Annotated in this window: 19 protein-coding genes and 1 pseudogene; 10 read left to right on the forward strand and 10 right to left on the reverse strand. The window is 68.8% G+C overall.

Annotated features, from left to right (window positions below):
• Entirely contained in the window at window positions 1–582 is a 582-nt protein-coding gene (locus ACWEIJ_RS19495) for a DUF7711 family protein (protein ID WP_449838564.1), read from the forward strand.
• A 30-nt stretch (window positions 583–612) separates the two neighbouring features.
• On the opposite strand, the gene ACWEIJ_RS19500 is transcribed toward ACWEIJ_RS19495, so the two are convergent.
• Window positions 613–1290, reverse strand: a complete 678-nt coding sequence (locus ACWEIJ_RS19500) for an MBL fold metallo-hydrolase (protein ID WP_449838565.1) — start codon at window positions 1288–1290, stop codon at window positions 613–615.
• Between the two features lie 138 nt (window positions 1291–1428).
• On the opposite strand from ACWEIJ_RS19500, the pseudogene ACWEIJ_RS19505 reads away from it, so the two are divergent.
• Window positions 1429–2388: pseudogene (locus tag ACWEIJ_RS19505) on the forward strand (acyltransferase family protein); the annotation flags it as partial.
• A gap of 47 nt (window positions 2389–2435) precedes the next feature.
• Here ACWEIJ_RS19505 and ACWEIJ_RS19510 read toward each other — a convergent pair.
• Window positions 2436–3188, reverse strand: coding sequence for a maleylpyruvate isomerase family mycothiol-dependent enzyme (locus tag ACWEIJ_RS19510; protein ID WP_449838566.1), 753 nt, complete (start codon window positions 3186–3188; stop codon window positions 2436–2438).
• 225 nt (window positions 3189–3413) lie between these two features.
• Between ACWEIJ_RS19510 and uvrA the strand changes: the two genes are divergently transcribed.
• Both uvrA and ACWEIJ_RS19520 read left to right on the forward strand, forming a co-directional pair.
• Window positions 3414–6293, forward strand: a complete 2880-nt coding sequence (gene uvrA / locus ACWEIJ_RS19515; RefSeq protein WP_449838567.1) for an excinuclease ABC subunit UvrA — start codon at window positions 3414–3416, stop codon at window positions 6291–6293.
• 137 nt (window positions 6294–6430) lie between these two features.
• The gene (locus ACWEIJ_RS19520) at window positions 6431–6892 is read left to right on the forward strand and encodes an SRPBCC family protein (protein WP_449838568.1); all 462 of its coding nucleotides are present in this window, start codon (window positions 6431–6433) and stop codon (window positions 6890–6892) included.
• Window positions 6893–6894: 2 nt separating this feature from the next.
• Here the strand turns inward: ACWEIJ_RS19520 and ACWEIJ_RS19525 are convergent, their stop codons facing one another.
• Genes ACWEIJ_RS19525 through ACWEIJ_RS19540 form a run of 4 tightly spaced genes read right to left on the reverse strand, consistent with a single transcriptional unit; the run spans window position 6895 to window position 10045 of the window.
• Window positions 6895–8103 carry a hypothetical protein gene (locus tag ACWEIJ_RS19525; protein WP_449838569.1) on the reverse strand — a complete coding sequence of 403 codons (1209 nt, stop codon included), beginning with the start codon at window positions 8101–8103 and terminating at the stop codon, window positions 6895–6897.
• Complete coding sequence (locus tag ACWEIJ_RS19530) at window positions 8100–9233, reverse strand: VWA domain-containing protein (protein WP_449838570.1); 1134 nt, start codon at window positions 9231–9233, stop codon at window positions 8100–8102. Before ACWEIJ_RS19530 ends, ACWEIJ_RS19525 begins: the two co-directional genes overlap by 4 nt.
• A 3-nt stretch (window positions 9234–9236) precedes the next feature.
• Window positions 9237–9413: a hypothetical protein gene (locus ACWEIJ_RS19535; protein WP_449838571.1), complete on the reverse strand. Its 177-nt coding sequence runs from the start codon at window positions 9411–9413 to the stop codon at window positions 9237–9239.
• Between the two features lie 35 nt (window positions 9414–9448).
• Window positions 9449–10045, reverse strand: a complete 597-nt coding sequence (locus ACWEIJ_RS19540; RefSeq protein WP_449838572.1) for a TetR/AcrR family transcriptional regulator — start codon at window positions 10043–10045, stop codon at window positions 9449–9451.
• 75 nt (window positions 10046–10120) lie between these two features.
• On the opposite strand from ACWEIJ_RS19540, the gene ACWEIJ_RS19545 reads away from it, so the two are divergent.
• Both ACWEIJ_RS19545 and ACWEIJ_RS19550 read left to right on the forward strand, forming a co-directional pair.
• A complete protein-coding gene (locus ACWEIJ_RS19545; protein WP_449838573.1) occupies window positions 10121–11281 on the forward strand; it encodes an FAD-dependent oxidoreductase in 1161 nt (386 codons plus the stop codon).
• A gap of 44 nt (window positions 11282–11325) precedes the next feature.
• Window positions 11326–12498: a hypothetical protein gene (locus ACWEIJ_RS19550; protein WP_449838574.1), complete on the forward strand. Its 1173-nt coding sequence runs from the start codon at window positions 11326–11328 to the stop codon at window positions 12496–12498.
• Window positions 12499–12559: 61 nt separating this feature from the next.
• Here ACWEIJ_RS19550 and ACWEIJ_RS19555 read toward each other — a convergent pair whose 3' ends face one another.
• The 4 genes from ACWEIJ_RS19555 to ACWEIJ_RS19570 all read right to left on the reverse strand — a co-directional run bounded on the left by ACWEIJ_RS19555 (window position 12560) and on the right by ACWEIJ_RS19570 (window position 19015).
• Complete coding sequence (locus ACWEIJ_RS19555) at window positions 12560–14644, reverse strand: alpha-galactosidase (protein ID WP_449838575.1); 2085 nt, start codon at window positions 14642–14644, stop codon at window positions 12560–12562.
• 98 nt (window positions 14645–14742) lie between these two features.
• A complete protein-coding gene (locus tag ACWEIJ_RS19560) occupies window positions 14743–16140 on the reverse strand; it encodes a GntP family permease (RefSeq protein WP_449838576.1) in 1398 nt (465 codons plus the stop codon).
• Window positions 16137–17720 carry an N-acyl-D-amino-acid deacylase family protein gene (locus tag ACWEIJ_RS19565; protein WP_449838577.1) on the reverse strand — a complete coding sequence of 528 codons (1584 nt, stop codon included), beginning with the start codon at window positions 17718–17720 and terminating at the stop codon, window positions 16137–16139. Before ACWEIJ_RS19565 ends, ACWEIJ_RS19560 begins: the two co-directional genes overlap by 4 nt.
• Before the next feature lie 14 nt (window positions 17721–17734).
• Complete coding sequence (locus ACWEIJ_RS19570) at window positions 17735–19015, reverse strand: amino acid deaminase (protein WP_449838578.1); 1281 nt, start codon at window positions 19013–19015, stop codon at window positions 17735–17737.
• A gap of 97 nt (window positions 19016–19112) precedes the next feature.
• Between ACWEIJ_RS19570 and ACWEIJ_RS19575 the strand changes: the two genes are divergently transcribed.
• From ACWEIJ_RS19575 to ACWEIJ_RS19590, 4 genes are read left to right on the forward strand one after another with little or no spacing between them, the layout of a single operon-like run.
• Window positions 19113–20078: a sugar kinase gene (locus ACWEIJ_RS19575; RefSeq protein ID WP_449838579.1), complete on the forward strand. Its 966-nt coding sequence runs from the start codon at window positions 19113–19115 to the stop codon at window positions 20076–20078.
• Window positions 20079–20825, forward strand: a complete 747-nt coding sequence (locus tag ACWEIJ_RS19580; protein WP_449838580.1) for an IclR family transcriptional regulator — start codon at window positions 20079–20081, stop codon at window positions 20823–20825. It begins immediately after the preceding gene.
• Window positions 20826–20836: 11 nt separating this feature from the next.
• A complete protein-coding gene (locus ACWEIJ_RS19585) occupies window positions 20837–21217 on the forward strand; it encodes a RidA family protein (RefSeq protein ID WP_109640914.1) in 381 nt (126 codons plus the stop codon).
• Window positions 21218–21236: 19 nt separating this feature from the next.
• Complete coding sequence (locus ACWEIJ_RS19590) at window positions 21237–21842, forward strand: hypothetical protein (protein ID WP_449838581.1); 606 nt, start codon at window positions 21237–21239, stop codon at window positions 21840–21842.
• Window positions 21843–21874 lie beyond the last annotated feature (32 nt).

Below are 21874 nucleotides of genomic sequence, written 5' to 3' on the forward strand. Positions count from 1 at the left end.
GTGAAATGGACTCGCGCCGTGCACCACCTGGCTGAGCTCGCGGAGAAGTGCGCGGAGCCGCCGACCTCGTTCTTCCGCTTCCAGGTGGTCGAGCTGTGGGTGTTCGGTGATCTGCTCGACGTGCCGCGCGAGGTCGACACCATCGAGGTCGCGCTGGTCACGGACCTGCCGGTGGACGAGGTGCCGTGGCTGTCCGAGCCGGTCGGGGCCGAGCACTGGGCGAACTCGACCCGGTTGTCGCGCAACCCGTTCTCGCCGTTCTGGCGTTCCGCGGACGCGCCGGTGTGGAACCACCGCGTCGAACGGCCCGCGCTGATCTGGAGCGCGGCGGACGGCATCAGCGAGGAGGCGCTGGTGGCCGTCAGCGACGGCACCGCTGAGCTGGTCAGAACCGCCGCGCCGACGCCGGAGGAGCTCAGGAAGCGGGTCGAGGACGAGCTGGCGGTCAGCCTGGCGGCGTTGCGCACGGCCAACCAGGCCTACACCGAGCACCGCTGGGCGCCCGGCAAGCTCACCCCGCACTCGGACGCCCTGTGGCGGACGACCACCGGGTACCTCGACCTGCTGGACGCGCTCGGCTGAGGGCGGCCGGGCCGGCCACCCTCAGCGGACTCACCAGCCGCGAGCGCGCCACTCGGCCAAGGCCGGGCGTTCCTTGCCCAGCGTCGAGTCGTCGCCGTGGCCGGGGTAGAACCACGTGTCGTCGGGCAGGACGGCGAACAGGCGGTCCTCCACGTCGTTGATCAGGGATGCGAAGTTGTCGGTCGACGTGGTCTTTCCCACACCCCCCGGAAAGAGTGAATCTCCGGTGAAGAGGTGCGGGTGGCCGGTCGGGTCGTCGTAGAGGACCGCGATCGAGCCCGGGGTGTGGCCGCGCAGGTGGATGATCGACAACGGGACTTCGCCCACGTTGATGGTGTCGCCGTGGTCCACCAGGACGTCCGGCGGGACGGGGAGGACGGCGGCGTCGAGCTCGTGCGCGACGGTGTTCGAGCCGTGGGCGCCGGCCAGGGCTCCCAGCGCCTGCCAGTGATCGGCGTGCTGGTGCGTTGTCACGATCGTGCGCAGGCGCGGGCGGTTCGGGATGTGGCCGAGCAGGTCGGACAGGCGCTCGTAGTCGTTGGCCGCGTCGATGAGCAACGCCTCGTTCGTGGACCGGCAAACGAGCAGGTAGGCGTTGTTGTCCATCGGTCCGACGGAGATCTTCGTGATGGTCAGCGCGTCCAGCGTGCGGCGGGCGGCGGGGCCCCCTGGATCGACGTGACCGGTGTAGTTCTCGAGTACGTCCACGGTGGCAGACGGTAGTCGCTCGAAGCGGTGCAACGCACACCTTCAGGTTGCATACAGGTTGCACTCATAGGGTAAGTAAAGGTCAACATTCCGTCGCCGAGTACGCCGAAAGCATCAACGAACGGGTCCCCACCTCTCGTGATTCCAGCGCAACGACAAAAGCCCCGGACGGCCCGCAGGGTCAGCTGGGATGTTCTTCGCGTCGTCGCCATCGGGTGCGTGTTGCTCCACCACGCCACGCTCACGAGCGTCAGCAGTCACCCGGACCTCGGGCCGCTGCCGTTCACGTTCCCGATGTCGATGGGTGCCAGCATGCTGATGGTCGTCTCGGCCTTCTTCGTCTGCGCCTCTCTCAACAGCGGCAAGCCGGGGCAGTTCCTGTGGAGAAGACTCGCGCGCCTGCTGCCGGCGTACATGGCGGCCGTGCTGCTCACATATGCCGTGCAGCGGTGGATCGCGCCAGAGGGGTGGAGTCAGCTCGACGGCCGGGATGTCGTCTACAACCTGCTGCTGATCAACCAGTGGTTCCCGGACGTCAACATCGTCGACTTCGCCTACTGGACCGTGCCGGTGCAGATCGCGGCGTTCATCGCCGGCGCCGTCCTCGTGAAGCACCTGAGAGGCAAGAAGCTCCGGTTCTTCCTGTGGGCGCTCATCATCACGCCGCTGCTGCTACGGCCGTTGCTGGACCACTCGCACACGCTCTTCATGGTCTACAACGGTTTCGCGCTGCACCGGGCGCAGCTGTTCGCCGCGGGCATCGCGATCTGGTTGTGGCACAAGCACCGGATGAGCACCCCGCACTTGGTCGCGCTCCTCGTGGCCACGTTGGTGGCACAGGCGATTCACACGACCGAGTACGGTTCGACGCTCGGGTTCGCTGTTCTGCTGCTCCTGGTGTGCACTGCGGCGGCTGGACCCGATTGGATGTTCTTCAAACCGATCGCCAGGCCGATCACCTGGCTCGCCGGCATCTCCTACGGGGTCTACCTGGTGCACGAGCAGATCGGCACCGTGGTGATGGACCGCATGCACGCCGTTGGGCTGCGGTCCGGGTGGCTGCTCGTCGGCTTCCTCACCTCGGCGCTGGTGCTCGGCTGGCTGCTGACGAAGTTCGTCGAACGGCCCGCGTACCGGTTGCTGACTCAGATCCAGTCGGGCAGGTCCGGCAGTTCGCCGCGCAGGCCTGCGCCGCCGGTCCTGCCGGTCAGCCAGCCCAGCACGGTGCTGGCGGACCCGCTCACGGAGCTGCGGCTCGCCGGACCGTTGACCGTCCAGATGCGTTGAGTGCCGTCGGGCAGGCCGACCTCGATCCGGAACGGCTCGACCCTGCCCTCGAACTGCTTCACGGCGTCGTCGAGGAACTCCTCCACGAAGTCGGCGGGCAGGTCGTCGAACCCGATCCCGCAGTTCAGGTCGATGAGGTGGATCCAGACCTCGCGCAGCCGGAACAACGGCACCTGGGACGCCGGGATCGTGGCGCCCTTGGGCGCAGTGACCTCCGAGCGCCACGAGTGCGCGGGCATGTCGCGGCAGGCGTGCTCGAACCGGACGCAGGCGGAGTCCAGGTCGGCCTTGATCACCTGCAGGATGCGGCGCGCGCCTTCCTCGATGTCCGCGTCCCGATCGGCACGCGACGCGTAGGCTTCGTGCTCGACCCCGGTGCGCGCCCAGGTGAGCAGGTTCACCAGCGCGTCCGCGTTGCGCGCGAGGTGGGTGACGACGTGTCCGCGGGTCCAGCCGGGGAGCAGGCTGGGACCGCGCACGGCGGCCTGGTCCAGCTCCTCGACGGCCTCGTACAGCACGTCCGTCGCCTGACGCACCGCGTTGATGTGCCGGTCGGGCACTCCGCGTGGTGCGGGTACGGAGGTGTGCTGCGTGGACGGCGTGTAGGTCATGTGCTGCCTCTCCCCGACGTTGAGGCTTGAGATCGAAGTGACCAGCCTATGAGTAAATGCAGCTCAGGGGAATGCGGCCGCGGTCGGAACCGTTTTTGTCAGGGGTGCGCCCTAGCATGGTCGGCGGGTCGGTCGCAGCCGCCGGAATGATGCTAGTACGCTTCGAACGCTTGTTCGGAAGAGTGTGGCGTGAGTGACCCGCCGATCGCAGCCGAAGGGACCCCAGTGGCAGACCGTCTTGTCGTTCGCGGCGCCCGCGAGCACAACCTGCGCAGCGTGGATCTCGACCTGCCGCGGGACAGCCTCATCGTCTTCACCGGGCTGTCCGGCTCCGGCAAGTCGAGCCTCGCGTTCGACACGATCTTCGCCGAAGGCCAGCGCCGGTACGTCGAGTCGCTGTCGGCGTACGCGCGCCAGTTCCTCGGGCAGATGGACAAGCCCGACGTCGACTTCATCGAGGGCCTGTCGCCCGCGGTGTCGATCGACCAGAAGTCGACCAGCCGCAACCCGCGGTCGACCGTCGGCACCATCACCGAGGTCTACGACTACCTGCGCCTGCTCTACGCGCGTGCCGGCAAGCCGCACTGCCCGCAGTGCGGTGAGGCGATCGGCAAGCAGACGCCGCAGGAGATCGTCGACCAGGTGCTCGCGATGGAGCAGGGCACCAAGTTCCAGGTGCTCGCGCCGGTCATCCGCGGGCGCAAGGGCGAGTACCTCGACCTCTTCCAGAACCTGCAGACGCAGGGCTACTCGCGCGCGAAGGTCGACGGCGTCGTGTACGCGCTCGCCGAGGTGCCCAAGCTCAAGAAGCAGGAGAAGCACCACATCGCGGTCGTCATCGACCGGCTGAGCGTCAAGGCCTCGTCGAAGCAGCGGCTCACCGACTCGGTCGAGACCGCGCTGCGGCTCGCGGACGGGCTCGTGGAGCTGGAGTTCGTCGACCTGCCGGAGACCGACCCGAAGCGGATCAGGGGCTTCTCCGAGAACCTGGCCTGCCCCAACGGTCACCCGCTCGCGATCGAGGACCTGGAGCCGCGGTCGTTCTCCTTCAACTCGCCGTACGGCGCGTGCACGGTCTGCACGGGCATCGGTGTGCGCAAGGAGGTCGACCCGGAGCTCGTGGTCCCGGACGACGAGCTGAGCCTCGAAGAGGGCGCCATCGCGCCGTGGGCCGGTGGGCAGACCGCCGAGTACTTCACCCGCCTGCTGCAGTCGCTCGGCGAGACCATCGGCTTCCGCATGGACCAGCAGTGGCGGCTGCTGCCCGCCAGGGCGCAGAAGGCGATCCTGCACGGCATCGACGAGCAGGTGCACGTCCGCTACCGCAACCGCTACGGCCGCGAGCGCTCCTACTACGCCAACTACGAGGGCGTGATCCCGTTCCTGGAACGGCGGCAGGAGCAGACCGAGTCCGAGTACATGCGGGAGAAGTACGAGGGCTACATGCGCGAGGTCCCGTGCCCCGCGTGTGCGGGCACACGGCTTAAGCCGGAGATCCTCGCCGTCACGCTGCACCATGGCAAGAAGGGCGACAAGTCCATCGCCGAGGTCTGCGCGATGAGCGTCGCGGAGTGCTCCGACTTCCTCGACGGCCTCAAGCTCGGCAAGCGCGAGTCGATGATCGCGGGCGCGGTGCTCAAGGAGATCCAGGCGCGCCTGCACTTCCTGCTCGACGTCGGCCTCGACTACCTGTCGCTCGACCGCGCGTCCGGCACGCTGTCGGGCGGTGAGGCGCAGCGCATCCGGCTCGCCACCCAGATCGGTTCGGGTCTGGTGGGCGTGCTGTACGTGCTGGACGAGCCGTCGATCGGCCTGCACCAGCGCGACAACCACCGGTTGATCGAGACGCTGACCAGGCTGCGCGACCTCGGCAACACGCTGATCGTCGTCGAGCACGACGAGGACACCATCCGCACGTCGGACTGGGTCGTCGACATCGGCCCCGGCGCCGGTGAGCACGGCGGCAAGGTCGTGCACAGCGGCCCGTACAAGAAGCTGCTGACGAACAAGGACTCGATCACCGGCGCGTACCTGTCCGGGCGCAAGCAGATCCCGATGCCGGCGACGCGCCGCAAGGTCGACAAGAAGCGCCAGCTGACGGTCGTCGGCGCGCGTGAGCACAACCTGCGCGGCATCGACGTGTCGTTCCCGCTCGGCACGCTCACGTCCGTCACGGGCGTGTCCGGCTCGGGCAAGTCGACGCTGGTGAACGACATCCTCGCCACCGTGCTCGCGAACAAGCTCAACGGCGCGCGCCAGGTCCCCGGCCGGCACACCCGGATCAAGGGCCTGGACCAGGTCGACAAGCTGGTGCAAGTCGACCAGTCGCCGATCGGCCGCACCCCGCGGTCGAACCCGGCCACCTACACCGGCGTGTTCGACCACATCCGCAAGCTCTTCGCGGCCACCACCGAGGCGAAGGTCCGCGGCTACCAACCGGGCCGCTTCTCGTTCAACGTCAAGGGCGGCCGCTGCGAGGCGTGCGCGGGCGACGGCACGATCAAGATCGAGATGAACTTCCTCCCGGACGTCTACGTCCCCTGCGAGGTGTGCAAGGGCGCGCGGTACAACCGCGAGACGCTCGAAGTGCACTACAAGGGCAAGACGATCTCCGAGGTCCTCGACATGCCGATCGAGGAGGCGGCCACGTTCTTCGAGCCGATCAACGCGATCCACCGCCACCTGCGCACGCTGGTCGACGTGGGCCTGGGCTACGTGCGGCTCGGTCAGCCGGCGCCGACGCTGTCCGGTGGTGAGGCGCAGCGCGTGAAGCTCGCGTCGGAGCTGCAGAAGCGGTCGACCGGCAAGACGGTCTACATCCTCGACGAGCCCACGACCGGCCTGCACTTCGAGGACATCCGCAAGCTCCTCGGCGTGATCAACGGCTTGGTGGACAAGGGGAACACCGTCATCGTCATCGAGCACAACCTGGACGTCATCAAGACCTCCGACTGGATCGTCGACATGGGTCCCGAGGGCGGCTCCGGCGGCGGCATGGTCGTGGCGGAGGGCACGCCCGAGCAGGTCTCCGAGGTCGAACAGAGCTACACGGGGCAGTTCCTGCTGCAGGTGCTCGAGAACGAGGAGGTGTCGGTCGCAGGGTGACGAAAGTCGACTCGACCGGCCTAGTGAGACGCTCAAGATGCACTAGTGCCTGATGACATGCCGTGAGGAATTCCCGGCCGGTGTGAGTTTTGTCGAGAACCTGTCACCTGAACGAGCGATCAGGAATGATGGCGCCCGTGCCACTCAACCACTACCGGTTCCGCAGCGTGTGGCACGTCTGCGCGTCTCCGGCAGCCGTGTACGACGTGCTGTCCGACATCGCGAACTACCCGAAGTGGTGGCCCGAGGTGCGGTCCGCCACCAAGATCGACGAGGAGTCCGGCATCCTCAGATGCCGGTCGTTCCTGCCGTTCGACATCGTCGTGCAGGTGCGGCACAGCATCGCCAACCAGCAGGCCGGGCTGCTGCGCGCCCAGCTGTCCGGTGATCTCGAAGGCTTCGCCAGCTGGGAGATCATCGGCCGCGACGGCGGGACCGACCTAGTGTTCGACCAGGAGGTCGTGGTCAACAAGGCCCTGTTGCGACGGCTGGTGCTGATCGCCAAGCCGTTCTTCCGGGGCAACCACGACCTGATGATGCGCGGCGGCCTCAAGGGGCTGAAGCAGGTGCTGGCCGAGCGCGCGGCCAGCGAGTCCTGACCTCATTGGTAGTCGCCGATCTGCACGCGCAGCGTGCCGTCGGCCAGGTTCTCGCACTTGAGCGGCACCTGGGAGTGCGCGTAGCCGTCCTCGTACGGCCAGGAGCAGGACCAGCCGCCGGACTCCCAGAACAGACCCTGCCCGTCGATCTTTCCGGCGTCGATGGTGGCCTTGTACAGGTCCGCGATCCGGATGGCCTCCTGGCAGTCGAGCCAGCCGCCGCTGAGGTCGGTCACCGTCAGCTTGCCCGGCGTGCCCGGTCGGCAGACCACCGGCTTGGCGCCGATGCAGCGGAAGTCCAGCTGCTTCCACACGTCGATCGGCACGTCGCCGCACTCCATGTCGGTCTGCGCGGTCACGTACCGCCAGGCGTTGTCCTTGTACTCGAAGAGGACGGGCATGTCGTCGCTCACGACCTTCGTCGAGTGCAGCTTGCCGAGGGCGTAGCGGTCCTGCGAGCACTTGGTGCCGATGTAGACCAGGCCGGGCTCCGGCAGGTACACGGATTTCAGCTGATCGGGTGTCACGAGGTCGCACGGTGAGGTCTTGACCTCCTTGACCGCCAGCTCCGTGGGGACCGAGACCTCCTTCATCGTGGTGACGAGCTCGTCGGAAGTCTTGGTGAGGCGTGGTTTCTGCGCGTCGGTCGCCGCCGCGATCTCGTTCAGGACCTTGATCTGCTCGGGGGTCAGCCGGTGCCCGACGAACCGGAAGTCGATCTTCACGCCGGCCTGGGCGGTGTGCTGGTCGATGATCGCGCGGACCTCGTCGGCGCTCTTGCCGCACGCGTCGGCGCCGCCGCGCGCGACCACCACGATCCGGTTGGTCTTGGACCCCCGGAACGGGTAGGCGTGCGCGAAGTCGTCGATCGCCGAGAGGATGCCGTTGAGCAGCGTCGCCCGGCCGTTCGGGGTGATCGACCGGGCCGCCGCGCCGATCTTCGCGGCCTGGCCGGTGCCGGGCGGCACCAGCTCGGCGGTGTCCGGTGTGGCGCACGTGCCGCCGAACCGGCGCAGCGCCAGCGAGTCCTCGCTCGACATGTTCGACGCGGCCGAACCGACGGCGTCCGCGACCTCGCCGAAGTCCGGCGACTCCGAGGCGTCGACGAGGAACGTGGTGCGGTGGTCCGGCGGCAGGAACACCCACAGGCCACCGGCGACCAGTCCCAGCACCACGACCACGGCGCCCGCCACCAGCCACCAGCGTTTCATCCCGTTCCCCCTGGGCCCTTCGCGCGCAACGAGGTCAGCGCGTCCGTCATCTCCCGCGCCTCGGCGTTGTACGCCTCGGCGGCCTTGGTGTAGACGGCGAGCGGCTCCGTCAGGTTCCGCCCCGAACGAGCCTGGTCGAGCAACGCGTCGGCGGCCTTGATCACCGCTGCCTGCAGGGTCCGCAGCCGCACCGCCATGTCGCGCAACCGCACCGCGTCCGCGGAGCCGGTGCGGCCGTCGAGGTCCTTGATCTCGATGTCGACGACGGCGTTGCGCGCCTCGCTCAACGCGCTCTCGGCCAGGTCGAACCGGCCGTCCTTCAGCGCCGAGGTCGCGGAGTTGAGCTTGTCGACGGTCGGGTTCAGCACGTTCACGACCGACTGCGACGACCGCAGCACCGGCTCGATGGTGGTGAACCAGGCGAGTACGCGCTTCAACTCGTCCGGCGAGTTCGTGAACGTCGGCGCCTGCGTCTTGAGCTGTGTGGTCAGCTCCGTCAGCCGCTTGTCGTCGCGGACCTGGTAGCCGATGAACCGGAACTCGATGGTCAGCCCGGCGGCCGCGACCCGTTCCCGGATCTGGGCCTGGACGAACTCCTCGTCCGGGTCGCACGCGTCCGTGCCGTGCCTGGTGACCACGATGATCCTGTTGACCTGCTTGGCCTTCAGCGACAACGGCGGCGTGAAGTCGTTGACCGCCTCGACGATTCCGCGCTGCAGCGTGGCTTTCGCTCCCTGGTGCACCGTCCGGGCGGCCTGCGCGATCTCCTGCCGGTTGCCGGTGCCGAACCCGACGAGCTGCGTGGTGTTGTCGTCGGTGCCGCACTCGCCGCCGAAACTGCGCAGCGACTGGGAGTCGTGCTCACCGGAGTTGCCCACGACCGTGGTCAACGCGTTCGTGACGCTGGCCAGGTCGCCCTCGGCCGCGTCGATCAGGAACGTCGTCTTGTAGATGGGCGCGAACATCGGGATGACCCAGCGCACGCTCACGAACCCGGTGCCCACCACCAGCACGCCGACGAGCAGGACGATCAGCAGCCGGCGCACGCTCTTCGGCAGCTCGATCCAGAACGTGTTCCACTGGCGCGCGTTGTCCCCGATGATCACGCCTTGGGCGCCACGCAGGTCCACGCGTCAGCCGAAGTTGTTGGTCTGCTGCGCGTTGTCGCCGATGATGACGCCCTGCGCGCCCGACAGGTTGTGCGTGACCGGCTTGTCGTCGAGCTTCTCCCGCGCCTTCCTGATCGCCGCGGACGTCGACGGCGACAGCTCGTCTCCCGCGGTCGACGCGGAAAGCCTGATCTCGTCCATGAACCGCAGGGTAGCGAGTTCGGGTGCGAAAGAGGTCAGGTTCGGCCGGACAGGTGGCGCACCAGCAACGACAGCTGTTCCGCGTACTTCTGCGCGAACTCCGGCGTGGCCGGGTCCTCGCCGGTGATCTGGCTCGCGGTCTGCCGCAGGGTCAGCGGAGCGGCGGCGGCCGCCATGAGGGCCAGCAGCAGCATGCCCGGATCCAGGTCGGCGGGCAGCTCGCCCTTGGCTTGCCGGGCGCGCAGCTGGTCGACCTGGGCGCGCAGGAAGGCCTCGTCGGTAGGCGGGCTGTCGCCGGCCAGGTTCGACCACGCCCACAGGCGGCCTTGGTCGGTGAGCGCGGTCGCCACGAAGCTAGCCAGCACCACGTCCAACGGCTGCGCCTCGTGAGCCATCTCGGCCGCCGTGGTGTGCCAGCTGGTCGCGAGCTCCTTGTACAGGCCTTCCTTGCCGCCGAAGTAGTACGAGATGAGCTGCTTGTTCACGCCCGCGCGGGCCGCGATGTCCGTCGTGCGGGTGGCCGCGTAGCCCTTCGCGCCGAACTCCGCCGCGGCCGCCTCGAGGATGCGGGCCCGCGTGCGTTCCGGGTCGCGCTTGCGTTCCGAAGAGGTGGGAGAGCGGCGTTGATCCACGGCCACACGGTAGCCGACGGGTTGTTTTCAACCAACGGGTTGACTTAATCAACCGTACGGTTGAAACTGGGTGACATGAGAATCGCAGTGGTCGGCGGGGGAATCGGCGGGCTGTGCCTGGCGCACGGGTTGCGCAAGGCGGGCGTGGACGTGGCGGTGTACGAGCGCGATCTCTCGCGCACGGACCGCCTGCAGGGCTATCGGGTGCACATCAACCCGCACGGTGCTGCTGCGCTGCGGGAGTGCCTGCCCGCGGCGAACTGGGAACAATTCGAGCGCAGTGCGGGCAGTGGTGGCAACGGATTTGGCTTCCTGACCGAACAGCTCAAGCCGTTGCTGGTGCTCGAACCCGATGGGGAGCAGCACTACTCGGCGAGCCGGATCACGCTCCGGCAGGTGCTGCTGGACGGCCTGGACGTCCAGTTCGGCAAGCGGTTCGTGCGGTACGAGCAGGACGACGACATCACGCTGCACTTCGAGGACGGCACGACGGCGCGGTGCGACGTGCTGGTCGGCGCGGACGGGATCCGGTCGCGGGTGCGTCAGCAGTACCTGCCGCACGCCGGCACCGAGGACGTCGGCGTCACGGCGATCGCGGGCAAGCTGATGCTCGACGAGCACGACTGGGTGCCGCGGGAGCTGGTGGTGCGGGCCAACTCGATCATCCCGACGAGCCGCGCGGGGATGTTCCTCGTCGCGCACGACGGCCTGGGCGTGACCGACAACCCGGACGACCCGTTGTTCGACAACGTGCGTCCCTACCTGATGTGGGCCTACGCGGCCGCGGACCTGACCGTCCACGATGGACAGGATCTGCAACGGGAGGTGCTGGGCCGGATCTCGCGGTGGAGCCCGGAGCTGAGCCGGATCGTGGCGGCGTCCCCGGCCGAGACGATCAGCCAGTGGCGCATCCGGTCGTCCAAGCTCATCGAGCGGTGGCAGCCCACGAACGTCACGTTGCTCGGCGACGCCATCCACGCGATGACGCCGATGCGAGGTATCGGCGCGAACACCGCACTGAGGGACGCGCAACTGCTGGCGCGGTGCATCACCGAAGGTGGTGACGCCATCGCCCGGTACGAGCAGGAGATGTACGACTACGGGTTCGGGGCGGTCCGGGACTCGCTGCGGGCCGCGAAGCAGTTCGCGGACGGCGGCCCGGTGGCGCGGACGATCTTCAAGACCGTGCTGCGGACCGCGAGCGCCGTGCCCGCGCTGAAGCGTGCGATGTTCTGAGAAATTCGGTCGAACCGATCTGGCGTGCCGTACGTGTGAGAAGCGTGACCAGGAAGAAGAAGATGATCCGCAGCGGTGTTGCGGTCGTCGCGCTGGGGTTGGTCTCGCTGACCGCCTGCACCACCACGCCGCAGAGCAGGCCGGTGGCGCAGCAGCGGGACAGTGCGGTGGCGCTGAACGTCGCCGAGATCGACGACCTCGGGCCGGTGGTCACCGACACCAAGGGTTTCACGCTCTACCGGTTCGACGGCGACCGGCCGAACGAGTCCACTTGCGACGGTGAGTGCGCCGCGACCTGGCCGCCCGCCACGGTCGCCGACGAGAACTTCACGGTGACCGGCGTAGACCGGGCGCTGGTCGGCAGCTTCGTCCGCAAGGACGGCAGCCGCCAGCTCACCGTCGGCGGGATGCCGCAGTACCGGTTCTCCAAGGACGCCAAGCCCGGCGAGACCAAGGGGCAGGGCCTGCAGGGCAAGTGGTTCGCCACCGGCAGGAGCGGTGAGCGCACCCAGCTGACGGCTCGGACGGGTGTCATCGCGGGACTCGGCGCGGTGCTGACCAACAACGCGGGCCTCACGCTCTACCGCTTCGACGGCGACAAGCCCGGCGAGTCCACTTGCGACGGTGGCTGCGCCGCGACCTGGCCGCCGGTGACCGTGGAGGGCGAGAAGCCGCGGGTGAAGGGCGTCGACCCGAAGCTGCTCGGCACGATCACCCGCAAGGACGGCAAGAAGCAGCTCACGGTCGCGAACTGGCCGCAGTACACGTTCTCCGGCGACGCCAAGCCGGGTGAGGCCAAGGGCGTGACGGTGCCGAAGTGGTTCGCCACCGCCACCGACGGCAAGAAGGCCCAGCAGAACAAGGCGATCGCGCTCACCAGCGCGACCGTGAAGGACCTCGGCGTCGTCGCCACCGACTCCGGCGGCATGACGCTCTACCGGTTCGACGACGACTCCGCGAACCCGCCGACGAGCAACTGCTCCGGCGCGTGCGCGCAGCAATGGCCGCCCGCTTACGTCAACGAGGGTTTCCAGGTGCAGGGCGTGGATTCCGCTCTCGTGGGGACGATCGAGCGGGACGGGAGGAAACAGCTCACCATCGCAGGATCGCCGCAGTACCTCTTCTCAGGTGACAAGGTCTGCGGCGATGCCAACGGACAGGGCGTTGGCGGCAAGTGGTGGGCCACCAGGGCCGACGGAAGTCGCGCCGGCCGATAGGAAAAACGATGAAGGGAACCTTCCTCCACGTCAGGTGGATGAAGGTTCCCTTCATCACGTGTCAGCGCAACCGCAGCAGGATCGCCTGCTCCGGTTCGAGCACCGGGAGCTGGATCCCGACGTCGGCGAGCGCGGAGCCGGGCAACGAGATGGGTTCCCACTTGCCCTCCCGCCCGATCAGCTTCGGCAGACCGGCGGGCGCGTCGAACGACAGCCGGTAGGTCCGCGTGCGATCGAGGCCGGGGAAGCGCACCCGCACCGGCTTGTGCTGCACCGAGGTCGCGATCTGCGCGTAGCAGAACAGCGCCTCGGACCGGTCCGAAGCGACCACGCCGTGCACCCACGCGGCCGGGTCCGGATGGTCGGCGTGCACCGAGACGCCGCTGTGCACCAGCGAGCGCACGTCCTTGTAGTACTCGATGGCCGCCTGCAGGCCCGCGCGCTCGGCGTCCGTCGCCGAGTTGATGTCCCACTCGATGCCGAAGTGCCCGAACATCGCCGTCGCCACCCGGAACGACAGGTCGTGCACCCGGCCGGTGGTGTGCGAGTGGGTCGGTCCGACGTGCGCGCCCATCAGCTCCGGCGGGAGGAACACCCCGGTCCACCGCTGGATCAGCTGGCGTTCCAGGGCGTCGTTGCAGTCGGAGGTCCACACCCGGTCGGTGCGCGAGAGCACGCCGAGGTCGATCCGGGAGCCGCCGGACGAGCAGCTCTCGATCTCCACGTGCGGATGCCGCAGCCGCAGTTCGTCCAGCAGCCGGTAGTACGCCTCGGTCTGGTCGTGCACCCGCGAGGCGATCAGATCGCGGTTGTGGTCCCACTTCACGAACGCGATGTCGTTGTCCGCCAACACCGACGACACGCGGTCGAGGATGTACGCGTAGGCCTCGGGGTGCGCGATGTTGAGCACCTGCTGGTTGCGCCACGACGGTGGCAGCACGCCGGGACGCGGGCCGAGCACCCAGTCCGGGTGGGCGCGGTACAGGTCCGAGTCCGTGTTGATCATCTCGGGCTCGAACCACAGCCCGAACTCCATGCCCAGCGAACGGACGTGCTTGATCAGCGGGGTGAGGCCGTCGGGCCACACGGTCTCGTCGACGTACCAGTCGCCCAGGCCCGCGGTGTCGTCGCGGCGGTGCCGGAACCAGCCGTCGTCCAGCACGAACCGCTCGACGCCGATGGCCGCGGCGGTGTCGGCGAGCGACGTCAGCCGCGCGAGGTCGTGGTCGAAGTAGACGGCTTCCCACGTGTTGAGCACGACGGGGCGCGGACGCAGCGTCCGCTCGCGCAGCTGGCGGTGGAAGGCCGCGCTGATGCCGTCGATGCCTTCCGAGGAGTAGGCCGCGTACAGCCACGGCGACTCGTACGTCTCACCCGGCGCCAGGACGATCTCGCCCGGCAGCAACAGCTCGCCACCGGCGAGGAAGGGCGTCGAGTCGGGGATGTTCTCCGCGTACGTGACGTGGTTGCCGCTCCACGCGACGTGCAGCGCCCACACCTCACCGGAGCGGAACGAGAACCCCGCCGTACCGGCGAGCAGCCCGATGGTCGCGTCGGGTCCGGTGCGGCCACGCCGGTTCTCCCGCAACCAGGTGCCGTAGGAGAACGGGTGCCGCTGCGGCGAGCGTTCGCGCGCCCAGCGGCCGGTGAAGTCGAGCAGCTCGGTGGCGTGGGCGGGCGTCGGAAGCGCGGTCTCCAGTGCTTCCAGCGAGTACGGGGTCGACCCGTCGTTGCGCACGGTGTGCCGCAGCCGGAGCATCCCCGACGACGCCAGTTCCAGCACACCGGTCACGGTCAGCTCGGCCGCCGGATCCTCGGCCGTGTAACGGAAGGCCGAGTTCTCGACCGAGTGCGACGTCACCGTCAGCGACGGCGCGAAGTGCTCACCGCCGCGATGGCCGCGCAGGCCGGGACGGCCGGAGTGCCCGGCGCTCGCGTCGGGCAGCAGCGTGAGCTCGACCGCGTGATCGGGTGAGCTGTTGGGGACGACGCCCGTCACGACGTCGGCCAGGACGCGCAGGGCGTCCTGGCCGACGTCGCCGAGCGATCGCCCCCAGTGCGTGACGACGGGCAACCCGGTGCCCCTGACGTCGATCACCACGCTGGAGGTGTCGTCGTGCAGGTGCACGACCTCCCTGTTGCTCATGCGGGCCCCGTCCACATCGAACACAAATGAACAATGCGCCGATCCTGTGATGCAGGGCTCACGATGTCAAGCGTTCGAACTTGTTGGGTTGTGTCCGATTAGACGACCAGGCTGAGCAGTCCGGCGACCACGAAGCCGACCACGGACAGGATGGTCTCCAGCACCGTCCACGACTGCAGTGTTTCCTTCACCGAAAGGCCGAAGTACCGGGACACGATCCAGAACCCGCCGTCGTTGACGTGCGAGGCGATGATCGAACCGGACGCGATGGCCATGACCACCAGCGCGAGCTGCGGTTGCGAGTAGTGCAGGTCTGAGACCACCGGCGCCACGATGCCAGCGGTCGTCACGATCGCGACCGTCGCCGAGCCCTGCGCGATCCGGATGACGCAGCTGATCACGTACGCCAGTGCGATCACCGGCAGGCCGAGGTCCGAAAGTTCGCCGGCGAGCGTCTTGCCGATGCCGGTCGCGGCCAGCACGGCGCCGAAGAAGCCACCGGCACCGACCACGAGCAGGATCATGGCGACCGGGCGCAGCGAGGCGCCGGCCATCTCCGCGATCTTGTCCCGCGTCATGCCGCGCCGGAAACCGAGCAGCCAGAACGCGAGCAGCACCGCGATCGTCAGCGCCACGGCCGGCGTGCCGAAGAACGTGGCGACCGAGTACGGCCGCGAGCCCTTCTGCAGCAGGATCGAGCCGAACGTGCCGGCCAGGATCAGCACCAGCGGCAGGCCGATGATCGACAGCACCAGCCCGAGCGACGGCGGCTCGCGGTCACCGTTCTCCGCCTTCGCCTGCTCGGCCGCGACCAGCATCTCCTCGGGCACCGGCACGTCGATGCGCTTGCCGATCCAGTACGAGTAGAGGACACCGCCGACGAACCACGAGGGGATCGCCACCGCCAGGCCCATGATGATGATCCAGCCGAGCGACACCTTCAGCAGGCCGGCCGCCGCCACCGGTCCCGGGTGCGGCGGCATGAACGCGTGCATGACCGAAAGACCCGCCAGCAGCGGCATGCTGAACAGCACGATCGACTTGCCGCTGCGCTTGGCCGCCACGTAGACCAGCGGTGCCAGCACGAAGATGCCGATGTCGAAGAAGACCGGCACACCGAAGATCAGCCCGGCGAGGCCGATCGCGACCGGCGCGCGCTTCTCGCCGAACGCGTGCATCAGCTTGTCCATCAGCACCTGCGCGCCGCCGGACGCCTCCAGGATCGCGCCCAGCAGCGTGCCGAGACCGATGATCGCGGTGATGTGGCCGAGGATGCCGCCGAAGCCCTTCTCCAGCAACGAGTCCGAGGCCTTCTGCGCCGATCCGACCAGCGTCTCGGTCGGCACGCCCGCGGCCAGCGCCACGCCCAGCGCGACGACGATCAGCGCGATGAACGGCTCGACCTTGAACCTGATGATGAGGAGCAGCAGCACCGCGATGCTGACTACCGCGAGGGTCAGCAGACCCCCTGTTGAGTGTTGCAACCAGTTGATCACGGGCGGCTCCTGAGTGAGTGGCCTGGCAGTGCGCCGGTGGCGGTTCCGTCGTCGATCACCGTCACCCCGTTGCAGAACACGTACGGGATGCCGGCGGCCTGCTGCCGAGGCTGGTCGAACGTCGCCGTGTCGGCGATCGTCGAGGCGTCGAACAGCACCAGGTCGGCCGCGCAGCCTTCGCGGACCAGACCCCGGTCGGTGAGCCGCAAACGCTTGGCGGCACGGCCGGTGAGGTGCTCGACGCACTCCTCCAGGCTCAGCACGCCCAGCTCGCGGACGTAGCGCGCGAAGTAGCGGGGGAACGTGCCCCACGCGCGCGGGTGCGGCCGGTCGCCCACGAGCAGGCCGTCGCTGCCGCCCGTGTGCGCCGGATGCTTCATGATCGCCTGCACGTTCTCCTCGTGGCCGACGTGCATGAGGCACGAGGTACCCATGCGTTCGTCGACCAACACGTCGAAGTACAGCTCGGCCGGCGCTCTGCCCAGCCGCAACGCCGACGCGTGGACGCTGGCGCCGACCAGGTGCGCGTTGCGTTCGTGGCGCACACCGTTGATCTCGATGGAGTCCCAGTCGACCGGCACGCCGTGGCAGCCGTCCGAGCCGGTCTCCTCGATCTCGGCGCGGATGCGCTCACGGACGTCCACATCGGACAAGCGCGCCAGCGTCCGCTCCGGCCCGCCTTCGGTCGCCCACGACGGCAGCAGTGCGCTCAGGTAGGTCGCGCCCGGCAGGTACGGGTAGGTGTCCAGCGAGATGTCCGCACCGCGGGCCATGGCGTCGTCGAGCAGCCGGAGCAGCTCGGGCGCCTTGCCCTTGTTCACCGGGAAGTTCATCGTGGCGTGCGCGAGGTGCAGCGGGCAGCCGGACCGTTGGGAGACGTCCACCATCTCGGCGTAGGCCTCCAACGCGCCCGCGCCGTAGCTGCGGTGGTGCGGGCTGTAGAACCCGCCGTGCCGCCCGACGACCTCGCACAGCTGCACGAGCTCGGACGTGTCCGCGTACATGCCCGGCGTGTAGGTGAGCCCGGACGACATGCCCATCGCGCCCTCGGTCAATGACTGCGCGAGAACGGACTTCATGGTGTCCATTTCGGACTCCGTCGGCGGCCGGTCCTCCCAGCCGACGACGAGCATCCGCAACGTTCCCTGGGGCACCAGGTAGGCGGCGTTCACCGCGATGCCCCGGTCGAGCCGGTCGAGGTACTCGCCGACCGAGCGCCAGTTCCAGTCGAAGCCGGGCGGGTCGTCGTTCCACCCGGCGAGCTGGCCTCTGAGCGTGCCGAGGACCTCGTCGTTCACCGGCGCGTACGACAGGCCGTCCTGGCCGAGCACCTCGGTCGTGACGCCCTGCGAGACCTTCGCCAGGTGGTCCGGTTCCGCGAGGACCCGCAGGTCGGAGTGCGAGTGCATGTCGATGAACCCCGGCGCGAGCACCAGCCCGTCCGCGTCGATCGACCTCCTGCCGGTGAGCCCGTGGCCGATGGACGAGATGACGCCGTCCTTGATCGCCACATCCGCGCGGTACGCGGGCGTGCCCGTGCCGTCCGCGATCAGCGGTCCGCGCAGGACGACGTCGTCCATCGGTGTGCTCCTAATCAGAAGTAGGTGCGAATCAGGTCGACCACGGTCGTGCCCTCGACGACCGGGATCAGCTGCCACTTGTCGAACACCGTGCAGGGGTGGGAGAGCCCGAGCCCGACCCAGTCGCCGACCCGGACCGTGGCCTCCGCGCCGATCGAGAGGAACGCGTGCTGGTCGTTCAGCGCAGTGACCTTCGCCTGGGTCAACGGCGCGATCGCACCGTCGTGGCGGCGCACCAGCTGCGGTTCCGGCAGGCCCTCGTCGAACGACGCGTCGCGCTTGCCGATCGTCAGCAGCGCCAGGTCGCGCTGCGGCCGTGACGTCACCTGAGCCCAGGCGCGCAAAGCACTCCTGAACGGCTCCACGCCGTCGATGCGCGAGAACGGCGAGATCCCGCGGTAGAAGCCGTCGTCGTGCGTGATGTACGCGCCGCTGCGCAGCACCGGGTTCACCGGCACCGGCCACGGCTGCGCCAGCGTCGCCGCCACCTGGTCGAAGTAGGCGCTGCCGCCGGCGGTGACGATCACCTCGTCCAGCTCGTCGAGCAGCCCCGCGTCGGCCAGCCGCAGCACCAGCGTGCGCAGGTCGGCGAGATAGCGGTCCACAATGGACTGAGAGGAGTCGGAGGCGTCGTGCGCCAGCGCGCCTTCGTAGCCGCCGACGCCCACCAGCCGCAGCACCGGGCTCTGGTCCACCGCCCGCGCGACCGCCAGTGCCGTGTCGAGGTCGCGCGCACCGGTTCGCCCGCCGGGCGCGCCGAGCTCGACCAGCACGTCGACCGGGCGGGACGGCTGCAGCTCCTGCAGCGTCTCGCTCATCAGCGCGACCCCGGCCTCGGAGTCGGCCCAGCAGCTGAACTCGAAGCGCGGGTCGTGGTCCAGCTCGCCGACCAGCCAGCGCAGTGCGGCCGGGTCGAGCAGCTGGTTGGCCAGCAGCACGCGCGAGACCCCGAACGCCCGGTACACCCGCAGCTGCGAGGCGTTGGCCGCGGTGATGCCCCAGACGCCGTGCTCGACCTGCCGCTGGAAGAGTTGTGGCGCCATCGTCGTCTTGCCGTGCGGCGCGAGCTTCACGCCGTGGTTGTCACACCACTTGGCCATCGTCGTGAGGTTGTGCGTCAACGCGTCCGCGTCCAGCACGACCAGCGGTCCGACGAACTCGTCGGCGAAGAGGTCCAGCCGCCGGTCGGCGACCTCGCCGATGGTCGAACCGAACGTGCTCGACGGCAGGCCCTTGAACCGCCAGCTGACCCGTTCGGAACGGATGTCGGCGACGGCCGAGAGGTCCATCTCCATCAGTTGTTGCATATTTTGCAACTCCCATTGCGCGATGTGATGCTGGAGTGTGTAGCATTCGGGTGCGCCGCCGTCAACGAACACCTCTGGAGCACGCATGCGGTTCGAACACGTCGGCGGTGTCGTGTGTCTCGGCGAGACCATGGTGATGATGGTTCCGGCTGAGCCCGGTCCCGTGCATCTGGTGCGCACGTGGCACCGCGCCGTCGGGGGCGCCGAGTCCAACGTCGCCATCCACCTGACACGCCTCGGCGTGCGGTCGTCGTGGGTCAGCGCGGTCGGTGACGACTCGTTCGGGCTCGCGGTGCTCGACGCGGTCGGTGGCTTCGGCGTCGACATCTCGCGGGTGCGGGTCGACTCGACCCGCCCGACCGGCCTCTACGTCAAGGAGGCCTCGCCGCACGGCAGCCCGGTGCGCTACTACCGGCGTGGTTCGGCGGCGTCCGGCATGGGCCTGGAGATGATCGACCGGCTCGGTCTCGGCGACGTGCGGCTGGTGCACCTCAGCGGGATCACCGCCGCCCTGTCCGACTCGTGCCTCGCGATGCTGCGCGAGCTGCTGCGGCGGCCGCGCCACGGGTTCCGGATCTCGTTCGACCTGAACTGGCGGCCCGCGCTGTGGGCCGACCGCGACCCGCGCGTGCTGCGCGAGCTCGCGGACCTCGCCGACATCGTGCTCGCGGGCTCCGACGAGGCCGAACTGGTGTGGGGGACCGGTGATCCCGCCCGGCTGCGGACGCTGCTGCCCGGCCCGGCGGCGCTGGTGGTGAAGCAGGGCGCGGAGGGCGCGACGCTGCTGGAAGGCGGGTCGTCGCACTTCGAACCGGCGCTGAAGGTCGAGGTCGTGGAACCGGTCGGGGCCGGTGACGCGTTCGCCGCCGGGTTCCTCGCGGCGACGCTCGCGGGGCAGACCCCGTCGGTGCGGCTGCGGGCCGGGCACCTGCAGGCGGCCACCGCGTTGCTCACCGCGGAGGACGTCGGAGATCCTTTGCCGGACGACGTGACGGATCCGCTGCTGCACGCCGATCCGCAGACCTGGGCGTCCGCCCGCCTGGAGGTGTAGATGAGCCAGAGCCTCGACCGCGCGCTCACGCTGGTGAGCCAGCTCGCGACGGGCCCGAAGACGCTGGACGAGCTGTCCGGCGTGATCGGCGTGCACAAGTCGACGACGCTGCGGTTGTTGCGCACGCTGGAGTCGCACCGGTTCGTGCAGCGCGACGGCGTGCACCACTACCGTCTGGGCACGGCGTTGTTCGACCTCGCCAACCGCGCTCTGGAGGAACGCGACGTCCGGCGCGCGGCCGAGTCCGCGTTGCGCGACCTCAACTCCCGGCTGGGTCACACCGTCCACCTCGCGTCCTACGAGGACGGTGAGGTGATCTACATCGACAAGTACGAGTCGAGACATCAGATGCGGATGTACTCCCGAATCGGCCGTCGCGCACCGTTGCACTGCACGGCGGTGGCGAAGATCCTGCTGGCCGACCTGCCCGCCGCCGCGCTGCAGAAGGTGCTGTCCACGATGGAGTTCCCGCGGCTGACCGCGAACACCATCACCGGCCCGGCGGCGTACCTCGCGGAGCTCGAACGCGTGCGCGCCAACGGGTACGCGATCGACAACGCCGAGCACGAGGACTTCATCCACTGCATCGCCGCCCCGATCAGGGGTGCGCGGGGCGAGGTGCTCGCCGCCGTGTCGATGTCGGTGCCCAAGGTGCTGCTCGACTTCGACGGGCTCCTGTCCCACCTACCAGACCTGCTGGCCACTGCAGAAGCTGCCTCCGTCGAGTGCGGTTACGTTCCGAGATAAGGGGAAGTCCGTTGTCCAAGGTTGAGATCAAGACCGCCGACGCGCCGCAGCCGGTGGCGAAGTTCTCGCAGGGTGTGCGCAAGGGCAACATCCTGCAGGTGGCCGGTCAGGTCGCGTTCGACCCGAAGTCGGGCGAGATCGTCGGCACGACCGTCGCCGAGCAGACGCGCCAGACGTTCGCGAACCTCAACGCCGTGCTGGCCGCCGGTGGCGCGTCCATCGACGACGTGGTGATGATCCGCGTCTACCTCACCGACACCGCGCACTTCGCGGAGCTGAACGAGGTCTACGGCGAGTTCGTGACCGAGCCCGCGCCCGCCCGCACGACCGTCTACGTCGGACTGCCGGCGGGTCTGCTGGTGGAGATCGACGCGCTGGCCGTCGTCGACTGACGGGTGTTTGCTTGATGGCGTGTCTCCACCGCGGAGGCACGCCATCGCCGGTTGGAGGCCGCGGTTGATATCGGAGAAGGCCAACGTCCGCATGCGGGCGGCGCTGCACGCGATCAGGCCCGGCGACGCGCTCCTGCCGGCCTCCCTGGCCGACACGGCGGCGAAGGGGGAGATCACCAGCCTGGAGATCCCCCGCCAGGACGAGCTGACCGACCTGTTCGCCATCTCGATGGCGTACGCGCGCGCATGCCTGTGCGCCGCTGACCGGCCTGCCACCGCGCTGTTCGCCATCTCCGAGCCGTACGACGACGTCGTTCCGGTCACCACGAGCGTCTCTTTGTGGGCGGTTGCGCCGGATCTGACCGGGTTCGAGGACGACGAGCGGCCGTTGATGCTGCTGAGCATCGAGGAGACCGACTTCCTGTACGCGTCCACCGGTGAGCAGGAGACGGTCATGGCCGACACCGCTTCGGCGCTGCAACGCCGGGGCCTGTCCCGCGAGGAGGCGCTGCGCAGGGTCAACGAGTTCTGGGGCGAACCGAACCGGCGCTGGTCGTTGCTGTATGGCGGCTGGATCGAGCGGCAGCCGGGTGAGCACTGGGCCCGGCTCATCACCACGGCGTAGTGACCCGGTCACTCGGCGGCAGATGCTTCGCA

This window comes from Lentzea sp. NPDC004789 (assembly GCF_053601075.1).